15 protein-coding genes are annotated in these 16,618 nt (G+C 54.6%); 6 read left to right on the top strand and 9 right to left on the bottom strand.

The features are described 5' to 3' along the window. Positions 1 to 5 precede the first annotated feature (5 nt). From nuoH to gatC, 8 genes are all read right to left on the bottom strand, one after another. Positions 6 to 1,022: an NADH-quinone oxidoreductase subunit NuoH gene (gene nuoH / locus VFT64_05980; GenBank protein HEU5047379.1), complete on the bottom strand. Its 1,017-nt coding sequence runs from the start codon at positions 1,020 to 1,022 to the stop codon at positions 6 to 8. A 60-nt stretch (positions 1,023 to 1,082) separates the two neighbouring features. Then, entirely contained in the window at positions 1,083 to 4,190 is a 3,108-nt protein-coding gene (locus tag VFT64_05985; protein ID HEU5047380.1) for an MdtB/MuxB family multidrug efflux RND transporter permease subunit, read from the bottom strand. Between the two features lie 155 nt (positions 4,191 to 4,345). Then, positions 4,346 to 5,557 (bottom strand): phosphoglycerate kinase, encoded by a 1,212-nt coding sequence (locus tag VFT64_05990; protein ID HEU5047381.1) that lies wholly within the window; start codon positions 5,555 to 5,557, stop codon positions 4,346 to 4,348. After that, on the bottom strand, positions 5,557 to 6,555 hold the full coding sequence (gap, locus tag VFT64_05995) for a type I glyceraldehyde-3-phosphate dehydrogenase (protein ID HEU5047382.1): 999 nt from the start codon (positions 6,553 to 6,555) through the stop codon (positions 5,557 to 5,559). Before gap ends, VFT64_05990 begins: the two co-directional genes overlap by 1 nt. Beyond that, the gene (tkt, locus tag VFT64_06000; protein ID HEU5047383.1) at positions 6,552 to 8,573 is read right to left on the bottom strand and encodes a transketolase; all 2,022 of its coding nucleotides are present in this window, start codon (positions 8,571 to 8,573) and stop codon (positions 6,552 to 6,554) included. Before tkt ends, gap begins: the two co-directional genes overlap by 4 nt. Positions 8,574 to 8,589: 16 nt before the next feature. After that, positions 8,590 to 10,044, bottom strand: coding sequence for an Asp-tRNA(Asn)/Glu-tRNA(Gln) amidotransferase subunit GatB (gatB, locus tag VFT64_06005; protein HEU5047384.1), 1,455 nt, complete (start codon positions 10,042 to 10,044; stop codon positions 8,590 to 8,592). Continuing rightward, complete coding sequence (gene gatA / locus VFT64_06010) at positions 10,041 to 11,525, bottom strand: Asp-tRNA(Asn)/Glu-tRNA(Gln) amidotransferase subunit GatA (protein HEU5047385.1); 1,485 nt, start codon at positions 11,523 to 11,525, stop codon at positions 10,041 to 10,043. Before gatA ends, gatB begins: the two co-directional genes overlap by 4 nt. Beyond that, positions 11,518 to 11,811: an Asp-tRNA(Asn)/Glu-tRNA(Gln) amidotransferase subunit GatC gene (gatC, locus tag VFT64_06015; protein ID HEU5047386.1), complete on the bottom strand. Its 294-nt coding sequence runs from the start codon at positions 11,809 to 11,811 to the stop codon at positions 11,518 to 11,520. The genes gatA and gatC overlap by 8 nt, the downstream gene beginning before the upstream one ends. A gap of 120 nt (positions 11,812 to 11,931) precedes the next feature. Here gatC and ruvX point away from each other — a divergent pair, with 120 nt between their 5' ends. From ruvX to VFT64_06045, 6 genes are read left to right on the top strand one after another with little or no spacing between them, the layout of a single operon-like run. Continuing rightward, positions 11,932 to 12,387, top strand: a complete 456-nt coding sequence (ruvX, locus tag VFT64_06020; GenBank protein HEU5047387.1) for a Holliday junction resolvase RuvX — start codon at positions 11,932 to 11,934, stop codon at positions 12,385 to 12,387. Positions 12,388 to 12,396: 9 nt separating this feature from the next. After that, positions 12,397 to 13,011, top strand: coding sequence for a glycerol-3-phosphate 1-O-acyltransferase PlsY (gene plsY / locus VFT64_06025; GenBank protein HEU5047388.1), 615 nt, complete (start codon positions 12,397 to 12,399; stop codon positions 13,009 to 13,011). After that, positions 13,008 to 14,186, top strand: a complete 1,179-nt coding sequence (gene dprA / locus VFT64_06030; protein HEU5047389.1) for a DNA-processing protein DprA — start codon at positions 13,008 to 13,010, stop codon at positions 14,184 to 14,186. Before plsY ends, dprA begins: the two co-directional genes overlap by 4 nt. Further along, a complete protein-coding gene (gene tsaB / locus VFT64_06035; protein HEU5047390.1) occupies positions 14,183 to 14,788 on the top strand; it encodes a tRNA (adenosine(37)-N6)-threonylcarbamoyltransferase complex dimerization subunit type 1 TsaB in 606 nt (201 codons plus the stop codon). The genes dprA and tsaB overlap by 4 nt, the downstream gene beginning before the upstream one ends. Continuing rightward, positions 14,763 to 15,116 (top strand): hypothetical protein, encoded by a 354-nt coding sequence (locus VFT64_06040; GenBank protein ID HEU5047391.1) that lies wholly within the window; start codon positions 14,763 to 14,765, stop codon positions 15,114 to 15,116. Before tsaB ends, VFT64_06040 begins: the two co-directional genes overlap by 26 nt. Before the next feature lie 9 nt (positions 15,117 to 15,125). Next, on the top strand, positions 15,126 to 15,821 hold the full coding sequence (locus VFT64_06045; GenBank protein ID HEU5047392.1) for a hypothetical protein: 696 nt from the start codon (positions 15,126 to 15,128) through the stop codon (positions 15,819 to 15,821). A gap of 5 nt (positions 15,822 to 15,826) precedes the next feature. On the opposite strand, the gene VFT64_06050 is transcribed toward VFT64_06045, so the two are convergent. Beyond that, complete coding sequence (locus VFT64_06050; GenBank protein ID HEU5047393.1) at positions 15,827 to 16,555, bottom strand: SDR family oxidoreductase; 729 nt, start codon at positions 16,553 to 16,555, stop codon at positions 15,827 to 15,829. Positions 16,556 to 16,618: the final 63 nt, after the last annotated feature.

Consider the following 16,618-nt stretch of genomic DNA (forward strand, 5'->3'; position numbering starts at 1 on the left):
CCGGCTTAAACGTGATGGCCGTAGACGATGCAACCCGAAACGATCGCAACCCAGACAAGCGAGAACGGCAGGAACACTTTCCACCCCAGACGCATCAGCTGGTCGTAGCGGTAACGCGGCAGCGTGGCGCGCACCCAGATAAATACGAACAGCAGGATCAGTATCTTCAGCACGAACCAGAGTACGCCCGGAATCGCGTTGCAGATCGCATTATCCACCGGCGACCACCAGCCGCCGAGGAAAAAGATGCTCGTCATGCCGCTCATCAGGATCATGTTGATATATTCACCCAGGAAGAACAGACCGAACGTCATCGAGGAATATTCAACGTTATACCCGGCAACGAGTTCGCCTTCGGCTTCCGGCAGGTCGAACGGGTGGCGGTTGGTTTCCGCAAGCGCCGAAATGAAGAAGATAATGCACATCGGGAAGAGGATGGAAGCGACATGCCAGTGGCTGATACCGCCTTTTTGTGCGTTAACGATATCCGTCAGGTTCAGCGAACCCACCTGCAGCAACACCGTCACGATCACGAAACCGATGGAAACTTCATAGGAAACCATCTGCGCCGCGCTACGGATCGCGCCCAGGAACGCATATTTAGAATTGCTCGCCCAACCGGCCATGATGATGCCGTAAATACCGAGCGAAGAAATGGCGAACAGATATAGCACGCCGACATTGATATTCGCAATGACGAAGGAAGGCGAAAGCGGAATCACGGCCCAGCCAAGCAGCGCCAGCATGAATGTGAGCATCGGCGCAATGACGAAAACCAGCTTGTTGGCTTTGGTCGGCAGGATCGTTTCCTTGAACATCAGCTTGAAACCGTCCGCAAACGGCTGCAGAATCCCTAAAAGCCCCACCACGTTCGGCCCCTTGCGCAGCTGCATCGCACCGATGACTTTACGCTCAAGCAGGGTCAGCAGCGACATCGCAATGATAAGCGGCACCACGACCAGAAGAATCTTGCCGATAATCCACAACGCCGGGACGATATAAAGACTAAGTATTTCCTGCATCAGTCGTTTCCTGAAATTGACACTCACCCGATAACTAATGCAAGAGAGCGCCTACGTCAATCAACTAGTGGAAATAGTGCCGGATTCGCCCTGTATAGGCTTCCTACGCATGAACTTCTCTGCTAACCGGCTGAATTCAAGATAGATAACCGGTGTCGTAAAGAGCGTAATCAGCTGCGACAGCAATAGTCCACCCACCATAGTGATTCCGAGCGGATGGCGCAGTTCCGCCCCTACCCCGGTGCCAATCATCAGCGGCAGCGCACCGAGTAATGCCGACATCGTCGTCATCAGGATCGGACGGAAGCGCAGCAGGCAGGCCTGATAAATTGCATCACGCGGCGCCATACCATGCTCACGCTCCGCATCGAGCGCGAAATCGATAATCATGATGGCGTTTTTCTTTACGATACCGATCAGCAGGATAATACCGATAATACCGATGATGCCCAGATCCGTTCCCGAAATCGCAAGTGCGAGCAGCGCCCCAACGCCTGCAGAAGGTAAGGTGGAAAGAATCGTCACCGGATGGATATAGCTTTCATAGAGTACACCCAGCACGATATACATCGTCACAATCGCCGCCAGAATCAGCAGCAGCGTGTTATTCAGCGAAGCCTGGAACGCGAGCGCCGCCCCCTGGAAGCTGGTTTCCATGCCCGGCGGCAGGTGCATTTTTCTTTCTACTTTGTTGATTGCCTTCACCGCATCCCCGAGCGAAGCCCCATGCGCAAGGTTGAACGAGACCGTCGCAGACGGAAACTGCCCCAGATGATTGATGGAAAGCGGTGCCTGTCCCTCTTTAAATGTAGCAATCACAGAGAGCGGCACAGGAACACCGGTATTGCTTGGCACATAAATATCCTTGAGCGATTCCGGTCCCATCTGGAATTTCGGCTGCACCTCCAGCACAACGCGATACTGGTTGGCTTGCGTAAAAATGGTGGAAATCAGCCGCTGCCCGAACGCATCGTAAAGCGCATTATCCACTGCTGCCGCCGTAATCCCCATACGCATGGCCGTAGCGCGATCAATTGTTACATACACTTGCAGCCCATGCATCTGCAGATCACTTGTCACATCGGTCAGCTGCGGCAGCTGCGCAAGCTTATCGACAAGCTGGGGCACGTATTTCTCCAGATCGCTCAGGCTCGGTGTCTGCACGCTGAACTGATATTGCGTTCTGCTAATCTGGCTTTCAATGGTAATGTCCTGCACCGGCTGCATATAAAGTTTAATGCCGCCAAGCTGTTCAAGCTTGTCCTGCAGACGCCGCATGACCACCTGCACACCATCGCGCTGGCTGTGTTCTTTCAGGTTGATAAGCATGCGCCCGCTATTGAGCGTGGCATTCGTACCATCCACGCCGATGAAGGAGGAAAGACTGTCTACATCCTTATCATCCATAATAATATCGGCCAGTGCCTGCTGGCGCTTCGCCATTTCCGCAAACGAGACCGACTCCGGTGCCTGCGTAATCGCCTGAATCGCACCTGTATCCTGTACGGGAAAGAATCCTTTGGGAACGAACGCATAAAGCAGCACCGTCAGCACGAGCGTGGCAATGGCCACCAGCAGCGTAAGTTTCTGCCGGTCGAGCACCCAGTTGAGCATGACGCCGTAACGCGCGATCAGTCGGTCAAAAAACGCTCCCATATCATGGTAAAACTTTGTCTGCTCGGCTTCCGGAATATGGCGCAGCAGGCGCGCGCACATCATCGGCGTGAGCGTGAGGGATACAAAAGCCGAAATAAGAATGGAGACCGCGAGCGTAATTGCAAACTCATGAAACATGCGCCCAACCACATCCCCCATGAACAGCAGCGGAATCAGCACCGCAATGAGCGAGAACGTAAGCGAAATAATCGTAAAACCGATCTGCCTTGAACCCTCAAGCGCCGCCTCAAGCGGGCTCTCTCCTTCTTCAATGTAACGAGCGATATTCTCGATCATCACAATGGCGTCGTCCACGACAAACCCCGTTGCAATCGTGAGCGCCATAAGCGTGAGATTGTTGATGCTGAAACCTGCCAGATACATGATGCCGAACGTTCCCACAAGCGACAGCGGCACCACGATAGCCGGAATGATCGTCGCAGGCAGGTTGCGCAGGAACAGGTAAATCACCATCACCACAAGCGCCACCGAAAGGAACAGCTCAAACTGCACGTCATCCACCGAAGCGCGGATTGTTGTCGTCCGGTCGGTAAGCAGCGTCACATCCATCGCTCCCGGCAGGGTTTGCTGCAGTTTTGGCAACAGCTGTTTAATGCGGTCCACCACCGTAATCACATTCGCGCCCGGCTGGCGCTGGATGTTCAGAATAATTGCGGGCGTCTTGTTGGCCCAGGCCTGGAGCTTGGTATTCTCCGCTCCTTGAATCACATCGGCGATATCGCTTAACCGGATCGGTGCGTTGTTTTTATACCCGACGATCAGTTTCGCATACTCCTCTGCGGAAGCAATCTGGTCGTTGGCATCCACAGTCGAAGCGCGTGTCTGGCCGTCAAAACTGCCCTTGGGAGTGTTGACATTGGCATTGGCAATGGAAGTACGCAGCGTCTCAAGATCAAGTCCATACCCGGCCAGCGCCGTGGGATTAACGCGGATACGCACGGCCGGGCGCTGTCCGCCACTGATGCTGACAAGCCCCACGCCGGAAAGCTGGGATATTTTCTGGGCGAGCCTCGTATCCACCAGATCTTCGATATCCGGTAGCGTCAGGGTCTTGGAAGTAACCGCCAGCGTTACGATCGGCGCATCGGCCGGATTCACTTTATTGTAAATCGGCGGCGAAGGCAGATCCGTTGGCAGGAAAGAAGTCGCCGCATTAATAGCCGCCTGCACTTCCTGCTCGGCCACATCAAGACTGAGATTCAGCGAAAACTGAAGCGTAATGACGGATGCGCCGCCAGAGCTGGAAGAGGTCATCTGGCTCAAACCCGGCATCTGGCCGAACTGCGCTTCCAGCGGCGCCGTCACGGAAGAGGTCATCACATCCGGGCTCGCACCGGGATAAAGCGTCACAACCTGTATCGTCGGGTAATCCACTTCCGGCAGGGCCGCAATCGGTAGCAATTTATAAGCAAACGCACCGGACAGCAAAATGGCCAGCATCAGAAGCGATGTCGCGATAGGCCGAAGAATAAATATCCGGGACGGATTCATGGAAAGAATGGCTTATTAATCATTGCGGTAAAACAGCGATAGCTCGTATTGATACGCAATATAGAAGGGTTTTCCTTCGCCATACAGCAAAAAAGAAAATCCTTCAGCGTACAACCTCACGCAAAAATCAACAATTAACCAGAAAGAGGAGGATATTAACGCTTCTCAAGCGCGGCCACACCCGGCAGCACTTTGCCTTCCAGCCATTCCAGGAATGCGCCACCCGCAGTGGAAAGATAGCTGAAACGTTCAGCAAGACCGGAATAGGTCATGGCCGCGACTGTATCGCCACCGCCTGCAACGCTCTTAAGCGCTCCTTTGCGCGTAAGCGCTGCTGCCACACGCGCGAGGCTAACGGTAGAAACATCGAACGGGCTTGTCTCAAATGCCCCGAGCGGACCGTTCCAGAGCAAAGTCTTGGCACCTTTAAGCACTTCGGCAAACTGGTTGACCGACTCCGGACCAACATCGAGAATCATACTGTCGGAAGGAATTTCTTCCATTCCGGTGACATCGCTTGCAGCATGGGCAGCAAACTTATCTGCAACAATCGCATCCTGCGGCAGATGGATTGTGCAGCCGCGCTGTTTCGCCTGCTCCAAAATGCGCAACGCCGTCTCTTTCAGATCCTGTTCGCACAGGGATTTACCGACAGGAAGTCCTTGCGCAAATGCGAACGTATTGGCCATCGCACCGCCGATGATCAGATGGTCTACCTTTTCAATCAGGCTCTCCAGAAGCTGCAGCTTCGTGGAGACTTTCGCCCCGCCGACCACAGCCGCGAACGGGCGTTCCACCTGGCCGAAATATCTCTCGATATTGTTAAGCTCGTCTTCCATGAGCCTGCCCGCCGCTGCCGGAAGATATTCCGTGATACCGACCACAGAAGCATGCGCGCGGTGCGAGCTGGAAAACGCATCGTTGATATAAATATCGCCGTGTGCAGCAAGCGCTTTGGCAAATACGGGGTCGTTCTTTTCTTCACCGGCATGGAAGCGCAGATTTTCCAGTAGCAAAATTTCACCCGGCTGCAGCGAAGCAACCGAGGCATCCGCCTCCGGTCCGACGCAATCCACACCGAATTTGATCACCGCTTCCGGCAGCACTTTTGCCAGCGCATCCACAAGCGGTGCAAGCGACATGTCCGTGATGAACTTACCCTTGGGCCTTCCAAAATGCGACATCACTATGATGCGCGCTTTCTTCGCAATCAGCTCTTTCAGCGTCGGCAGCAAACGCACGATGCGCGTATTATCCGTCACTCTGCCCGCCGCCATCGGCACGTTCAAATCCATGCGCACCACGACGCGCTTACCGCCTACGTCGATATCGTCCAGCGTCAGGAATTTTTTGGTGCCGTCAGCCACTAGCAACCTGCTACTAATTTCGCCATATCGAGCATACGGCAGGAGAAGCCCCACTCATTGTCATACCAGCTGACAACGCGGCAGAAGCGCTTACCCGTGACAGAGGTTCCCGTCGTATCGAAGATAGAGCTTGCCGGATGGTGATTGAAATCGATCGAAACCAGCGGCTCGGAAGAAATCGCTAGCACACCTTTGAGCGCGCCCTGTGCAGCTTCAGCAATTGCAGCGTTGAGCTCGTCCTTGTTCGTGTCACGGCCCGCCTGAAAGGTGAGATCCACGAGCGAAACATTCGGCGTCGGCACGCGCACGGCCGTACCGCCCAGCTTGCCATCCAGTTCCGGCAGTACAAGACCAATCGCCTTCGCCGCACCGGTGGAAGTCGGGATGATGGACTGAGCCGCAGCGCGCGCACGGCGCAGATCCTTATGGCTGCCATCCACGATGTTCTGGTCGCCCGTATAGGAATGGATCGTCGTCATGAAACCATGCTCGATGCCGACCGTATCGTTCAGCACCTTAGCCACCGGCGCAAGGCAGTTCGTCGTGCAGGAACCGATGGAAACCACCTGATGTTCCGGCTTCAGCACGGCATTATTGACACCGTACACAATCGTCGCATCCGCATCGGGAGACGGAGCGGAAACCAGTACCTTCTTCGCGCCACGCGCAAGATGCTGCGCGGCATCGGCGCGTTTGGTGAATTTGCCGGAGCATTCCATCACAATATCAATGCCCGACCAGTCGAGCTTGGAAAGATCGCGCTCATGCGTGAGCTTCATTACGCCGCGGCCCACATCGATGCCGCCGTCTACCGCTTTCACATCGCCGCGGAAATGGCCATGGATGGAATCATATTTCAGCAGGTGCACATGGGTTTCTACCGGAGCCGGACCATTAACTGCCACGATTTCAATATCGTTGCGTCCACTTTCCACCAGCGCCCGGATCACACAACGTCCGATACGCCCTAACCCATTAATTGCAACCTTTACTGTCATAAGCGTTCCACTACTTTTTTAACAATATCTTCCGCCGTAATACCAAAATGCCGGTACAGATCCGGTGCCGGGCCGGAAGCGCCGAAGCCTTCCATGCCGACGAACATGCCGTATTTGCCCGTATATTTTTCCCATCCGAATCCGGATGCAGCTTCCACGGCAATCACGATTGTACCGTCCTGGATAACTTTCTTGCGGTAAGCTTCCGGCTGCGCGTCGAACATCTCACGGCACGGCATGGAGACCACCGTGGCCGAGATGTTGCGCGCCGCGAGCAGCTTCTGCGCTTCCACCGCGATGCTCACTTCCGAGCCCGTGGCAAGCAGCGTCACCTGCACCGTACCGCGTATATGGCTGGATTCGTCACGAATGAGATACCCGCCGCGAGCCGAGCAATTCTCCTGCGAATATTCAAGACGCAGCAGCGGCAGGTTCTGGCGCGTAAGGCACAGCAAGGACGGTTTGTCTTTAGTAGCCAGCGCCAGCGCCCAGCATTCCGCCGTTTCCACCGCATCGCACGGGCGGAATACATTGAGATTCGGAATTGCGCGTAAGGATGCGATATGCTCGACCGGCTGATGCGTAGGACCGTCTTCCCCGACGCCAATGGAGTCGTGCGTCATGACGAAGATAACATGTAATCCCATCAGGGCTGCAAGACGAATAGCGGGACGGCAGTAATCGCTGAATACGAGGAACGTGCCGCCATACGGAATGAACCCGCCATGCAGCGCCATGCCGTTCATGATCGCACCCATCGCATGCTCGCGCACGCCGTAATGGATATAACGGCCGCTGAAATCATTCGCGTTGATTGCAGCAAGCGCTTTGGTTTTGGTGTTATTGGAACCGGATAAATCCGCTGAGCCGCCGATCAGTTCGGGAATCAGGGGATTAAGCACTTCCAGCACTTCCTGGGAGGATTTACGCGTTGCTTCATTCGGCGTTTTTACGAAAAGCTGCTTCTTGAATTCCTGGAATTTTTCCTGCCAGCCGTCCGGCAGTTCGCCCACCAGCATGCGCTCGAATTCAGCTGTACCGCTCTGTGCTTCACGCGCCGACCAGTCTTTATAAGCAGCCGCACCGCGCTCACCGGCAGCACGCCAGCGGCCAAGCACCGCTTCCGGAATTTCGAACGGCGCATGTTTCCAGCCGAGCTTTGCGCGCGTGCCTTCAATTTCATCTTTACCCAGCGGCGAACCATGGCTGGAAGCTTTACCCGCCTTAGAAGGCGCACCGTAACCGATTGTCGTCTTGCAGGCGATCAGCACGGGTTTGTCGGAGTTCTGAGCTTTCGCAATCGCCTGATGGATCTGCGCTTCATCATGCCCGTCGACAGCATCCGTGTTCCAGCCGCAGGCCTTGAAACGCATCAGCGTATCTTCAGAAACCGAAAGGCTTGTCGGTCCGTCAATCGAGATGCTGTTATCGTCGAACAGTACGATCAGCTTGTTCAGTTTCAAATGCCCCGCAAGCGAGATCGCTTCCTGTGAGATGCCTTCCATGAGGCAACCGTCACCGGCAATGACATAAACTTTATGATCAACGATTTTATCGCCGAAACGCGCGGCCATCATACGTTCTGCAAGCGCCATACCCACGGCATTCGCAAGCCCCTGGCCGAGCGGGCCGGTTGTGGTTTCAATGCCGCTCGCATGGCCGTATTCAGGGTGGCCTGCCGTCTTGGAACCAAGCTGGCGGAAGTTCTTGAGATCTTCCAGCGTCATGTCTTCATAACCGGTCAGATACAGAAGCGCATATTGCAGCATGGAACCATGGCCAGCCGACAGCACGAAGCGGTCGCGGTCGGGCCACTGCGGATGCTTCGGATCGAACTTCAGGAAATCGCGGAACAGGACCGTTGCTACGTCCGCCATGCCCATCGGCATACCGGGATGGCCGGAATTGGCCCTTTCTACCGCATCCATCGCCAACGCGCGAATCGCGTTCGCCATGTCCTGATGGGTTGCAGCGCCGCTGCCTGCGGGCCGTTCAATCGTGGAGTGTTCGTTCTGCATGTTGTGTTCCGTATTTTTACGCCAGCTTCTTTTTCAGCAACTCATTCACCATCTGCGGATTCGCCTTGCCGGCCGAGAGCTTCATTACCTGCCCTACGAAAAACGCAAACAGTTTATCCTTACCAGAGCGGTATTCGCTCACTTTATCCGGGTTGGCTGTCATCACATCGTCGATGATCTTTTCTATCGCCCCCGTATCGGTTACCTGCCGTAACCCTTCTTCCTCGACTATCTGCGCGGCGTTTTTGCCTGTTTCGAACATTTTGTCAAATACTACTTTGGCAATTTTACCGGATATTGTGTTATCTTCAATCAATGCGAGCAGTCCGCTCAACTTATCCGTGTCAATCGGGGACGCATCAATCTCGAGTCCGGCCTTGTTAAGCTTGCCGAACAATTCTGCCGTAATCCAGTTAGAAGCAAGCTTTGCGCTGTGTTTGGCCGCCACCGTTTCAAAGTAACTGGTTACTGCCTGATCGGCCACGAGCACGCTCGCATCGTAAGTGGAAAGACCCATATCATTGATATAGCGTGCTTTCTTGTCATCCGGCAGTTCCGGAAGGCTTGCTTTGATCTTATCCACGAATGCCTGGCTGAATTCCAGCGGCAGCAAATCAGGATCGGGGAAATAACGGTAATCATGCGCGTCTTCCTTGCTGCGCATCGTGCGAGTTTCGCCCGTGGAAGCATCGAAAAGACGAGTTTCCTGATCCACCACGCCACCATTTTCCAGGATTTCCACCTGACGCGAGGCTTCAAATTCAATCGCCTTCATCATGAAACGTACGGAATTGACGTTCTTGATTTCGCAGCGCGTGCCGAGCTGAGCGCCGGGCTTGCGCACGGAAACATTTACGTCGCAACGCATGCTGCCTTTTTCCATATCGCCATCGCACGTGCCGAGGTAGCGCAGGATAGAACGCAGCTTCTTCAAATAAAGCCCCGCCTCTTCCGGAGAACGCAGATCCGGCTCGGAAACGATTTCCATCAGCGCAATGCCTGCGCGGTTCAGATCGATGAGGCTGTATTTATTGCTATTCTCATGCAGCGACTTGCCCGCATCCTGCTCAAGGTGAAGACGCGTAATGCCGATCTCGCGCGTGCTGCCATCCGGCAGGTCGATGATCATTACCCCCTTGCCGACAATCGGCTCCAGGAATTGCGAGATCTGGTACCCCTGTGGAAGATCGGGGTAAAAATAATTCTTGCGATCGAACACGGAACGCAGGTTAATCTGCGCCTTGAGGCCAAGCCCTGTGCGCACCGCCTGCTCAACGCAATATTCATTGATCACCGGCAGCATGCCCGGCATTCCGGCATCGACCAGCGAAACATTTTCATTCGGCTCTGCACCGAAATCGTTCGGCGCGCCGGAAAACAGCTTGGATTTGGATTTCACCTGCGCATGCACTTCCAACCCCAGGATCACTTCCCATTCACCCGTATTGCCCTTGATACGATAATCGCTCATGCTGCCACTCCTTCAGGAACCGCCGTAAACTGCGCCGCTTCCTCCATCACGCCCGCTACGCGGAACACTGTTTCTTCATCAAACGCTTTACCGATGATCTGCAGACCAAGCGGCAAGCCGTTACCGGAAAGCCCCGCCGGAAGCGCAATCGCCGGAAGGCCCGCAAGGCTCGTAGGCACGGTAAACACGTCGTTCAGATACATCGCAATCGGATCGTCGCTATTCTCGCCGATAGCAAATGCCGCGCTCGGTGCGGTCGGCGTGAGAATCGCATCAACTTTCGTAAACGCATCCTTGAAATCCTGCGCGATCAGGTAGCGCACGCGCTGGGCTTTCTTATAATACGCATCATAGTAACCTGCTGAAAGCACATAGGTCCCGATCATAATGCGGCGCTTGACTTCCGCACCAAACCCGGCCGCACGCGTCTTGCAGTAAAGATCGTTGAGCGCTCCGCTCTCCGGCTGCACACGCAGGCCGTAACGAATGCCGTCATAACGCGCGAGATTCGAGGAAGCTTCCGCCGGGGCGATGATATAATAGGTCGCGAGCGCATATTTTGTATGCGGCAGGCTGATATCCACTACTTCCGCGCCCGCTGCCTTAAGCCATGCGATGCCTTTGTCCCACAGCGCCGCGATTTCCGCGTTCATGCCGTCGGGACGATATTCTTTCGGAATACCGATCTTCAGGCCTTTCACATTACCGGTCAGTGCTTTCTCAAAATCCGGCACGGCCTGCTGCGAAGAGGTGGAATCTTTCGGATCATGCCCGGAAATCACGGTCTGCGCAATGGCAGCGTCACGCACATTGCGCGCAAACATACCTGCCTGGTCGAGCGAGCTGGCAAACGCCACCGTTCCCCAGCGTGAGCAGCGCCCATAGGTTGGCTTAATCCCCACAATACCGCAGAACGCCGCAGGCTGGCGGATGGAACCGCCCGTATCCGTACCCGTAGCAGCAAGGCAAAGACGCGCGGAAACCGCCGCCGCCGAGCCACCGGAAGAACCGCCCGGCACAAGCTGTTTATCAGTGCCCTTGGCTTTCCAGGGATTGATCACATTGCCGAAATAGCTGGTCGTGTTGGAAGACCCCATCGCGAATTCGTCAAGATTCGTCTTACCGAGCATCACCGCCCCGGCATCCCATAATTTCTGGGTTACGGTAGATTCGTAAGGCGGTGTAAACCCGTCGAGAATTTTTGAAGCCGCCGTCGTGTTTACATCTTTCACACAGAAAAGATCCTTGATCGCCAGCGGAATGCCTTCCAACGCTCCCGCCTTGCCTTCAGCGATACGCGCATCCGCTGCTTTCGCAGCATCCACAGCCTTTTCAAAAGTAAGCGTAATAAACGCGTTCAGTGTCGGATTATGCTTTTCCACCTGACGGATATAAGCAGTCGTCAGTTCTTTTGCGGAGATTTTCTTCGCCTTCAGCGCATCACGCGCTTCAGCAAGAGTAAGGTTCGTTAATTCACTCATCGTTGATTACCTTCGGAACGAGGAAACAGCCATATTCGCTCGCAGGCGCATTGGCAATAATATCGGCGCGTTTATGGCCATCGGTGATTTCGTCCTTGCGCCAGGGCAATTTGGTATCGGATACACTGGCGAGCGGCGGCACATTGTCGGTGTTGACTTCGTTAAGCTGCTCGATCCAGTTCATGATGCCGGAGAGCTCCTTGGCAAAATGCGCCTTTTCCGCGTCGCTCACCTCGATATGCGCAAGCTTCGCGATCTTCGCGACCGTTTTGGTATCAATGGACATATTTTATAATTAATATTTGGGTTTGAGGGGTTGGAAGCCCATCTTTATAAAAACTATACAAAATAGTAAACCACTTTATATTACGGGCATTCGCCCCCTGAAACCGGACAACCACCTGCTATGCTGCTTTCCGCCCCCGCCGAACTGAACCAGACCAAAGGCCGCCTGCTCGGCCTCGATGTCGGCGAAAAGACCATCGGCATTGCGCTTAGCGATATCAGCCGCATGATCGCCACGCCTTATAAAACCATCTCACGCGGCAAATTCAGCAAGGACGCAGCAGAAATCACTACCATCGTGAAAGAACAGGGCGTAAGCGCGTTTGTCATTGGCTACCCTATTAATATGGACGGCTCTGAAGGCCCGCGCTGTCAGTCTATCCGCCAGTTTGCCCGCAATCTGGCCGAGAAAACCTCGCTGCCCATGCTGCTTTCCGACGAACGCATGAGCACGATGGCCGTCACGCGCACCATGCTGGATGCGGATCTTTCCCGCGCCCGTCGTGCGGAACTGGTTGACAAAATGGCCGCAAGCTACATTCTACAAAATGTTTTGGATATTTTAAGCAATCTATAGCATCACCTTATGACGATCTTACTCGCAATCAGCTTCTCCCTCCTTCCTTACCTGATCGGTTCAATCCCCTTCGGCCTCCTCCTGACCCGCATGGCCGGTCATGGAGATATCCGCAAGATTGGCTCCGGCAATATCGGCGCGACGAACGTCATGCGCACAGGCAACAAGAAACTCGCCGCAGCCACTTTACTGCTGGACGGGCTGAAAGGTTTTTTCGCTGTCGCTATCGCACTGCATGCCGTTACGCATTTTGCGCAAGGTGAACGCGCCTCAGCGCTTATTTTCTTGGCCAGCATCTGCGCCCTGATGGGCCATATTTTCCCGGTCTGGCTGCAGTTCAAGGGCGGCAAGGGCGTTGCTACCGCCATCGGCATCGCTTTCGCGCTCTCTCCGAAACTCGCGCTCGCCATTATGGCGCTCTGGCTTGGCATCTTTCTGCAATGGCGCATATCATCGCTCTCAGCGTTGTCGGCTTTCCTGATCGCGACACTCTGCTCCTTCCTTCTGGCGCCAGGCATTGCCCAGCTGATGGCCGTCATCACGCTGATCATCTTCATCACACACCGGCAGAATATCGGTCGTTTGATGCGCGGTGAAGAATATGTGTGGAGCAAAAAGAAATGACTTCCGCGCAATCCTGGAAAAACATGCGTAAATTCCTGCAGAAGGAATCGCTTGTGGATGTGCTGCGCCTGATCCGCAGCGAAAATGTCGGCCCTGTCACCTTTTTCAATCTCGTGAACCAGTTCGGCTCGGCAAAAGCCGCTCTTGAAGCCATTCCCGATCTTGCCTCGCGCGGCGGCAAGCGCACACCAGCCTTGTACTACACAAAGCAAGATGCAGAGCGCGAAATTGATCAGGTGGAAAAGCTCGGCGGCAGAATGCTGTGCTTCGGCGATGAAGATTATCCCGAACTTCTTCTCACTACTTACGATCCGCCGCCCGTGCTCACCATGCTCGGCTCACCACACTTATGGAAAAGCAAACGCACTCTGGCCATCGTCGGCTCACGCAACGCCTCCGCCACGGGGTATCAGTTCGCAAAGAAACTGGGAAGCGACGCAGGCAGCCGCAGTCTCACCGTGGTTTCCGGCTTAGCCCGCGGCATCGACACCGCCGCACACACAGGCTCGCTCGCAAGCGGTACGGTCGCCGTGATGGCCAGTGGCATCAACCATATCTACCCGCCGGAAAACAAACCGCTTTACGAACAGATGGCAAAGCAAGGCGCTATCATTACCGAACAGCCTTTCGGCATGGCGCCACATGCGCGCAGTTTCCCGGGTCGCAACCGCATTATTTCGGGCATGTCGCTCGGCACCGTCATCGTGGAAGCGTCGCTGAAATCCGGCTCGCTCATCACAGCCCGCTTTGCGCTCGAACAGGGGCGTGATGTCTTCGCCGTTCCCGGTTCTCCGCTCGACCCGCGCTGCAAAGGCACAAACGGCCTGATCAAACAAGGCGCAATGGTCTGCGAATCGATTGACGATGTCATGCAGGGCCTTTCCGCCATGCCGGACATGCTGCGTGAGCAAGGGGCGCCGGACTTCGCAAGCGAACAGCAAGGCAACCGCCCGGACGATGCCGAACTCGCCGAAGCCCGCAAACTCGTCAGTGCGAAACTCGGCTACGCACCTGTCTGCGTCGATGAAATCCTCATACAGTGCCAGATTAAACCGAACATGCTGTCACTCATCCTGCTGGAACTGGAACTCGCTGGTAAGCTGCAGCGCCACTCCGGCCACAAAGTTTCGTTAGTACCGGACATCGCCGCGCAAGCCGCACTGGAAATCGCATGACCGCACCGCTTCAGATTCTCGCTATCGATACCTCGCTCGGAACCTGCTCCGTAGCATTATGGCAAGGCGATAAAGTCACACATAGCCAGCAGGAGGAAAAAACCGGAACGCAGTCACGTCGCTTGATTCCGATGATTGAAGAACTGCTGAAAGCAGGAAACACATTCTATCAGGAACTCGACGCCCTCGCCTGCACCATCGGCCCGGGCGGCTTCACCGGCATCCGCGTAGGCCTCACTACCGCACGCGCATTGCGCCTCGCCACCGGAAAACCGCTCATCGGTCTTACCACGCTGGAAGTCATGGCCCATGCTAGCGACATGCAGGGCGACATGCTTTCCATTATCGACGCCTATCGCGGCCAGTTCTACGTCCAGCGTTTCCGCCGCACGGACAGCCTGCGCCCACTCTCGGACGCTCTGCTGGTAGAGGAAAAAATGATCTCCGCCCTCGCACACGGCGCCAAGAAAATAACCACTCCGCCGGATGCCGCTGGTCTTGCCTCCCTCGCCACGGCTAAATGGCTCGCGGGCGAACGCACCTTCCCCGACGCCCCGCTCTACATCCGCGAACCGGATGCAAAACTGCCTGCGGCTAAATAAATACGGGAATATCCCCTTAGCAAATATTCCAAATGCTGTTAAGATGTTCCAGGGCGGCACGCAAGACTACCAACGTCCGGATGGTTATATCGCAGCACAATTTGGTGATCGCGCCATGCAATATCGCGCCACTACAAACTATAATTACGGCGTTATTGCAGCTGTCATGGGATATAATAAGGAAGAAACCTTGAGAACAGCCGGACTCCACAATCGCATTGTCGGAAACACGAACCAGACTAATATGACTACCTACGGTATCCAGCAAGAATCCGTTGACAATATCACGCATGGATATGATGACTATATGAATGGCAAGTGGAAATAGGCTTTTGATATGAACATTCGCAAAGTCATATACCGTACTGGGATATGCCTGCTTCTTTCCACTATTCCTGCTTATTTCATTCTTCCCCAATACATCCCGCAAGTGCAGGTACTGAGCCATAGTGCTTCACCGAATGGAGAATGGGAGGCCGTTGTACAAAACGAAGATTACGGCATTACTATTTTTGATCCGCAGTATAATGCCGTCATATTGAAACCATTGCATGGTATAATGCGTTTTCTCCAAACGCAGAAAGTACTGATGATACCAGTTGCTGGCGACACCACCACACCGCACGTGCAATGGAATGGCAACAACGAACTCAACATCACTCTAGATAAATTTGACATCACCTATGTAGACACCGCAACCGCAAGCACATATGCTAAAAAACCGCTCGGTATATGCTTGCAAACCATAAGCCGCTCTCCGTCGCCCGACAAACGCCACATGGCCGTTCTCGAAGACTGGAACCACAAGGATTCAGCATATTACAATCTCAGGCTTATATCGCAGGATGTGGCACATCAAAAACAGGAGATTACCCTCCATGAGGGCACACACAGCCCGAATGCCACGCATCCGCAAATAGCGTGGCAGGACAATAATAATCTTGTACTCAAGCGGGAACAGAAAGACTATCTCAACAAGCTGGTGGATAATTATAAGGGAATTAAAATATCCCTGCACTGGAATGAGAACTAAATTCTCTACATCCCACCCGCGAGCGAAATTACCTGCCCTGTAAACGAAGGCGCACCCAGAATATACCGCACCGTATCGCATACTTCCTGCGGGCTGCTGGTGCGGGCGAGCGGGATGATCTTGCGCAGTTTCGCATAGGTATCGGGTTTGTCCTGCTTGCCCTCCAGCGTCGGCCCGAGCGCAATCGCGTTGATGCGGATGCGCGGCGCAAGTTCACGCGAGAGCATACGCGTTGCTTCGGCAAGTCCCGATTTGCTGAGCGCATAGGAAAGAAACCCGGAAGAAACGCTCCAGCCCACGAGTCCGTCCGTGAGGTTGATCACATTGCCGCTGCTGCCGGAATACTGGGCTGCAAAGTCGCGTGTCAACTGGAGCGGCGCGAACAGATTCACATCCATATGGAGCTTCCAGCTTTCGGGGGTTAGCCCAGTGAGGTTATCCTTCTCGAACACGGAAGCGTTATTGATCAGGCAATCAACAGAAGCACCTTGCTTTGCAAGCGCCGGAAATATATTGGCTACCTGCTCGGGGTTACATAAATCCGCCTGCACGGTGAAAGCCGTACGCCCCTTATCGCGTATAAGCTTTGCCAGTTCCTCGGCCTGCGTCTTCGATTTGTGATAATGGATCGCCACGTTCCAACCATCCGAAGCGAGCGCCAGCGCTATTTCCCGGCCCACGCGCACTGCCGCGCCCGTAATCAGCACTGTCTGCTGAGCCCTTTCCTCCTTCACCTGAAACCTCACTCCATATTGAATTTCACATTTCCCTCTATATCTGATAACCTCACGCAAAAC

This window comes from Rickettsiales bacterium (assembly GCA_035765535.1).
GTDB lineage: Bacteria > Pseudomonadota > Alphaproteobacteria > Rickettsiales > JABCZZ01 > JABCZZ01.

What these genes read in the sequence shown, in the direction of transcription:
- nuoH (HEU5047379.1), bottom strand. Translation starts at nt 1,022, where the DNA reads ATGCAGGAAATACTTAGTCTTTATATCGTCCCGGCGTTGTGGATTATC.
- VFT64_05985 (HEU5047380.1), bottom strand. Translation starts at nt 4,190, where the DNA reads ATGAATCCGTCCCGGATATTTATTCTTCGGCCTATCGCGACATCGCTT.
- gap (HEU5047382.1), bottom strand. Translation starts at nt 6,555, where the DNA reads ATGACAGTAAAGGTTGCAATTAATGGGTTAGGGCGTATCGGACGTTGT.
- tkt (HEU5047383.1), bottom strand. Translation starts at nt 8,573, where the DNA reads ATGCAGAACGAACACTCCACGATTGAACGGCCCGCAGGCAGCGGCGCT.
- gatB (HEU5047384.1), bottom strand. Translation starts at nt 10,044, where the DNA reads ATGAGCGATTATCGTATCAAGGGCAATACGGGTGAATGGGAAGTGATC.
- gatA (HEU5047385.1), bottom strand. Translation starts at nt 11,525, where the DNA reads ATGAGTGAATTAACGAACCTTACTCTTGCTGAAGCGCGTGATGCGCTG.
- gatC (HEU5047386.1), bottom strand. Translation starts at nt 11,811, where the DNA reads ATGTCCATTGATACCAAAACGGTCGCGAAGATCGCGAAGCTTGCGCAT.
- ruvX (HEU5047387.1), top strand. Translation starts at nt 11,932, where the DNA reads ATGCTGCTTTCCGCCCCCGCCGAACTGAACCAGACCAAAGGCCGCCTG.
- plsY (HEU5047388.1), top strand. Translation starts at nt 12,397, where the DNA reads ATGACGATCTTACTCGCAATCAGCTTCTCCCTCCTTCCTTACCTGATC.
- dprA (HEU5047389.1), top strand. Translation starts at nt 13,008, where the DNA reads ATGACTTCCGCGCAATCCTGGAAAAACATGCGTAAATTCCTGCAGAAG.
- tsaB (HEU5047390.1), top strand. Translation starts at nt 14,183, where the DNA reads ATGACCGCACCGCTTCAGATTCTCGCTATCGATACCTCGCTCGGAACC.
- VFT64_06040 (HEU5047391.1), top strand. Translation starts at nt 14,763, where the DNA reads ATGCAAAACTGCCTGCGGCTAAATAAATACGGGAATATCCCCTTAGCA.
- VFT64_06045 (HEU5047392.1), top strand. Translation starts at nt 15,126, where the DNA reads ATGAACATTCGCAAAGTCATATACCGTACTGGGATATGCCTGCTTCTT.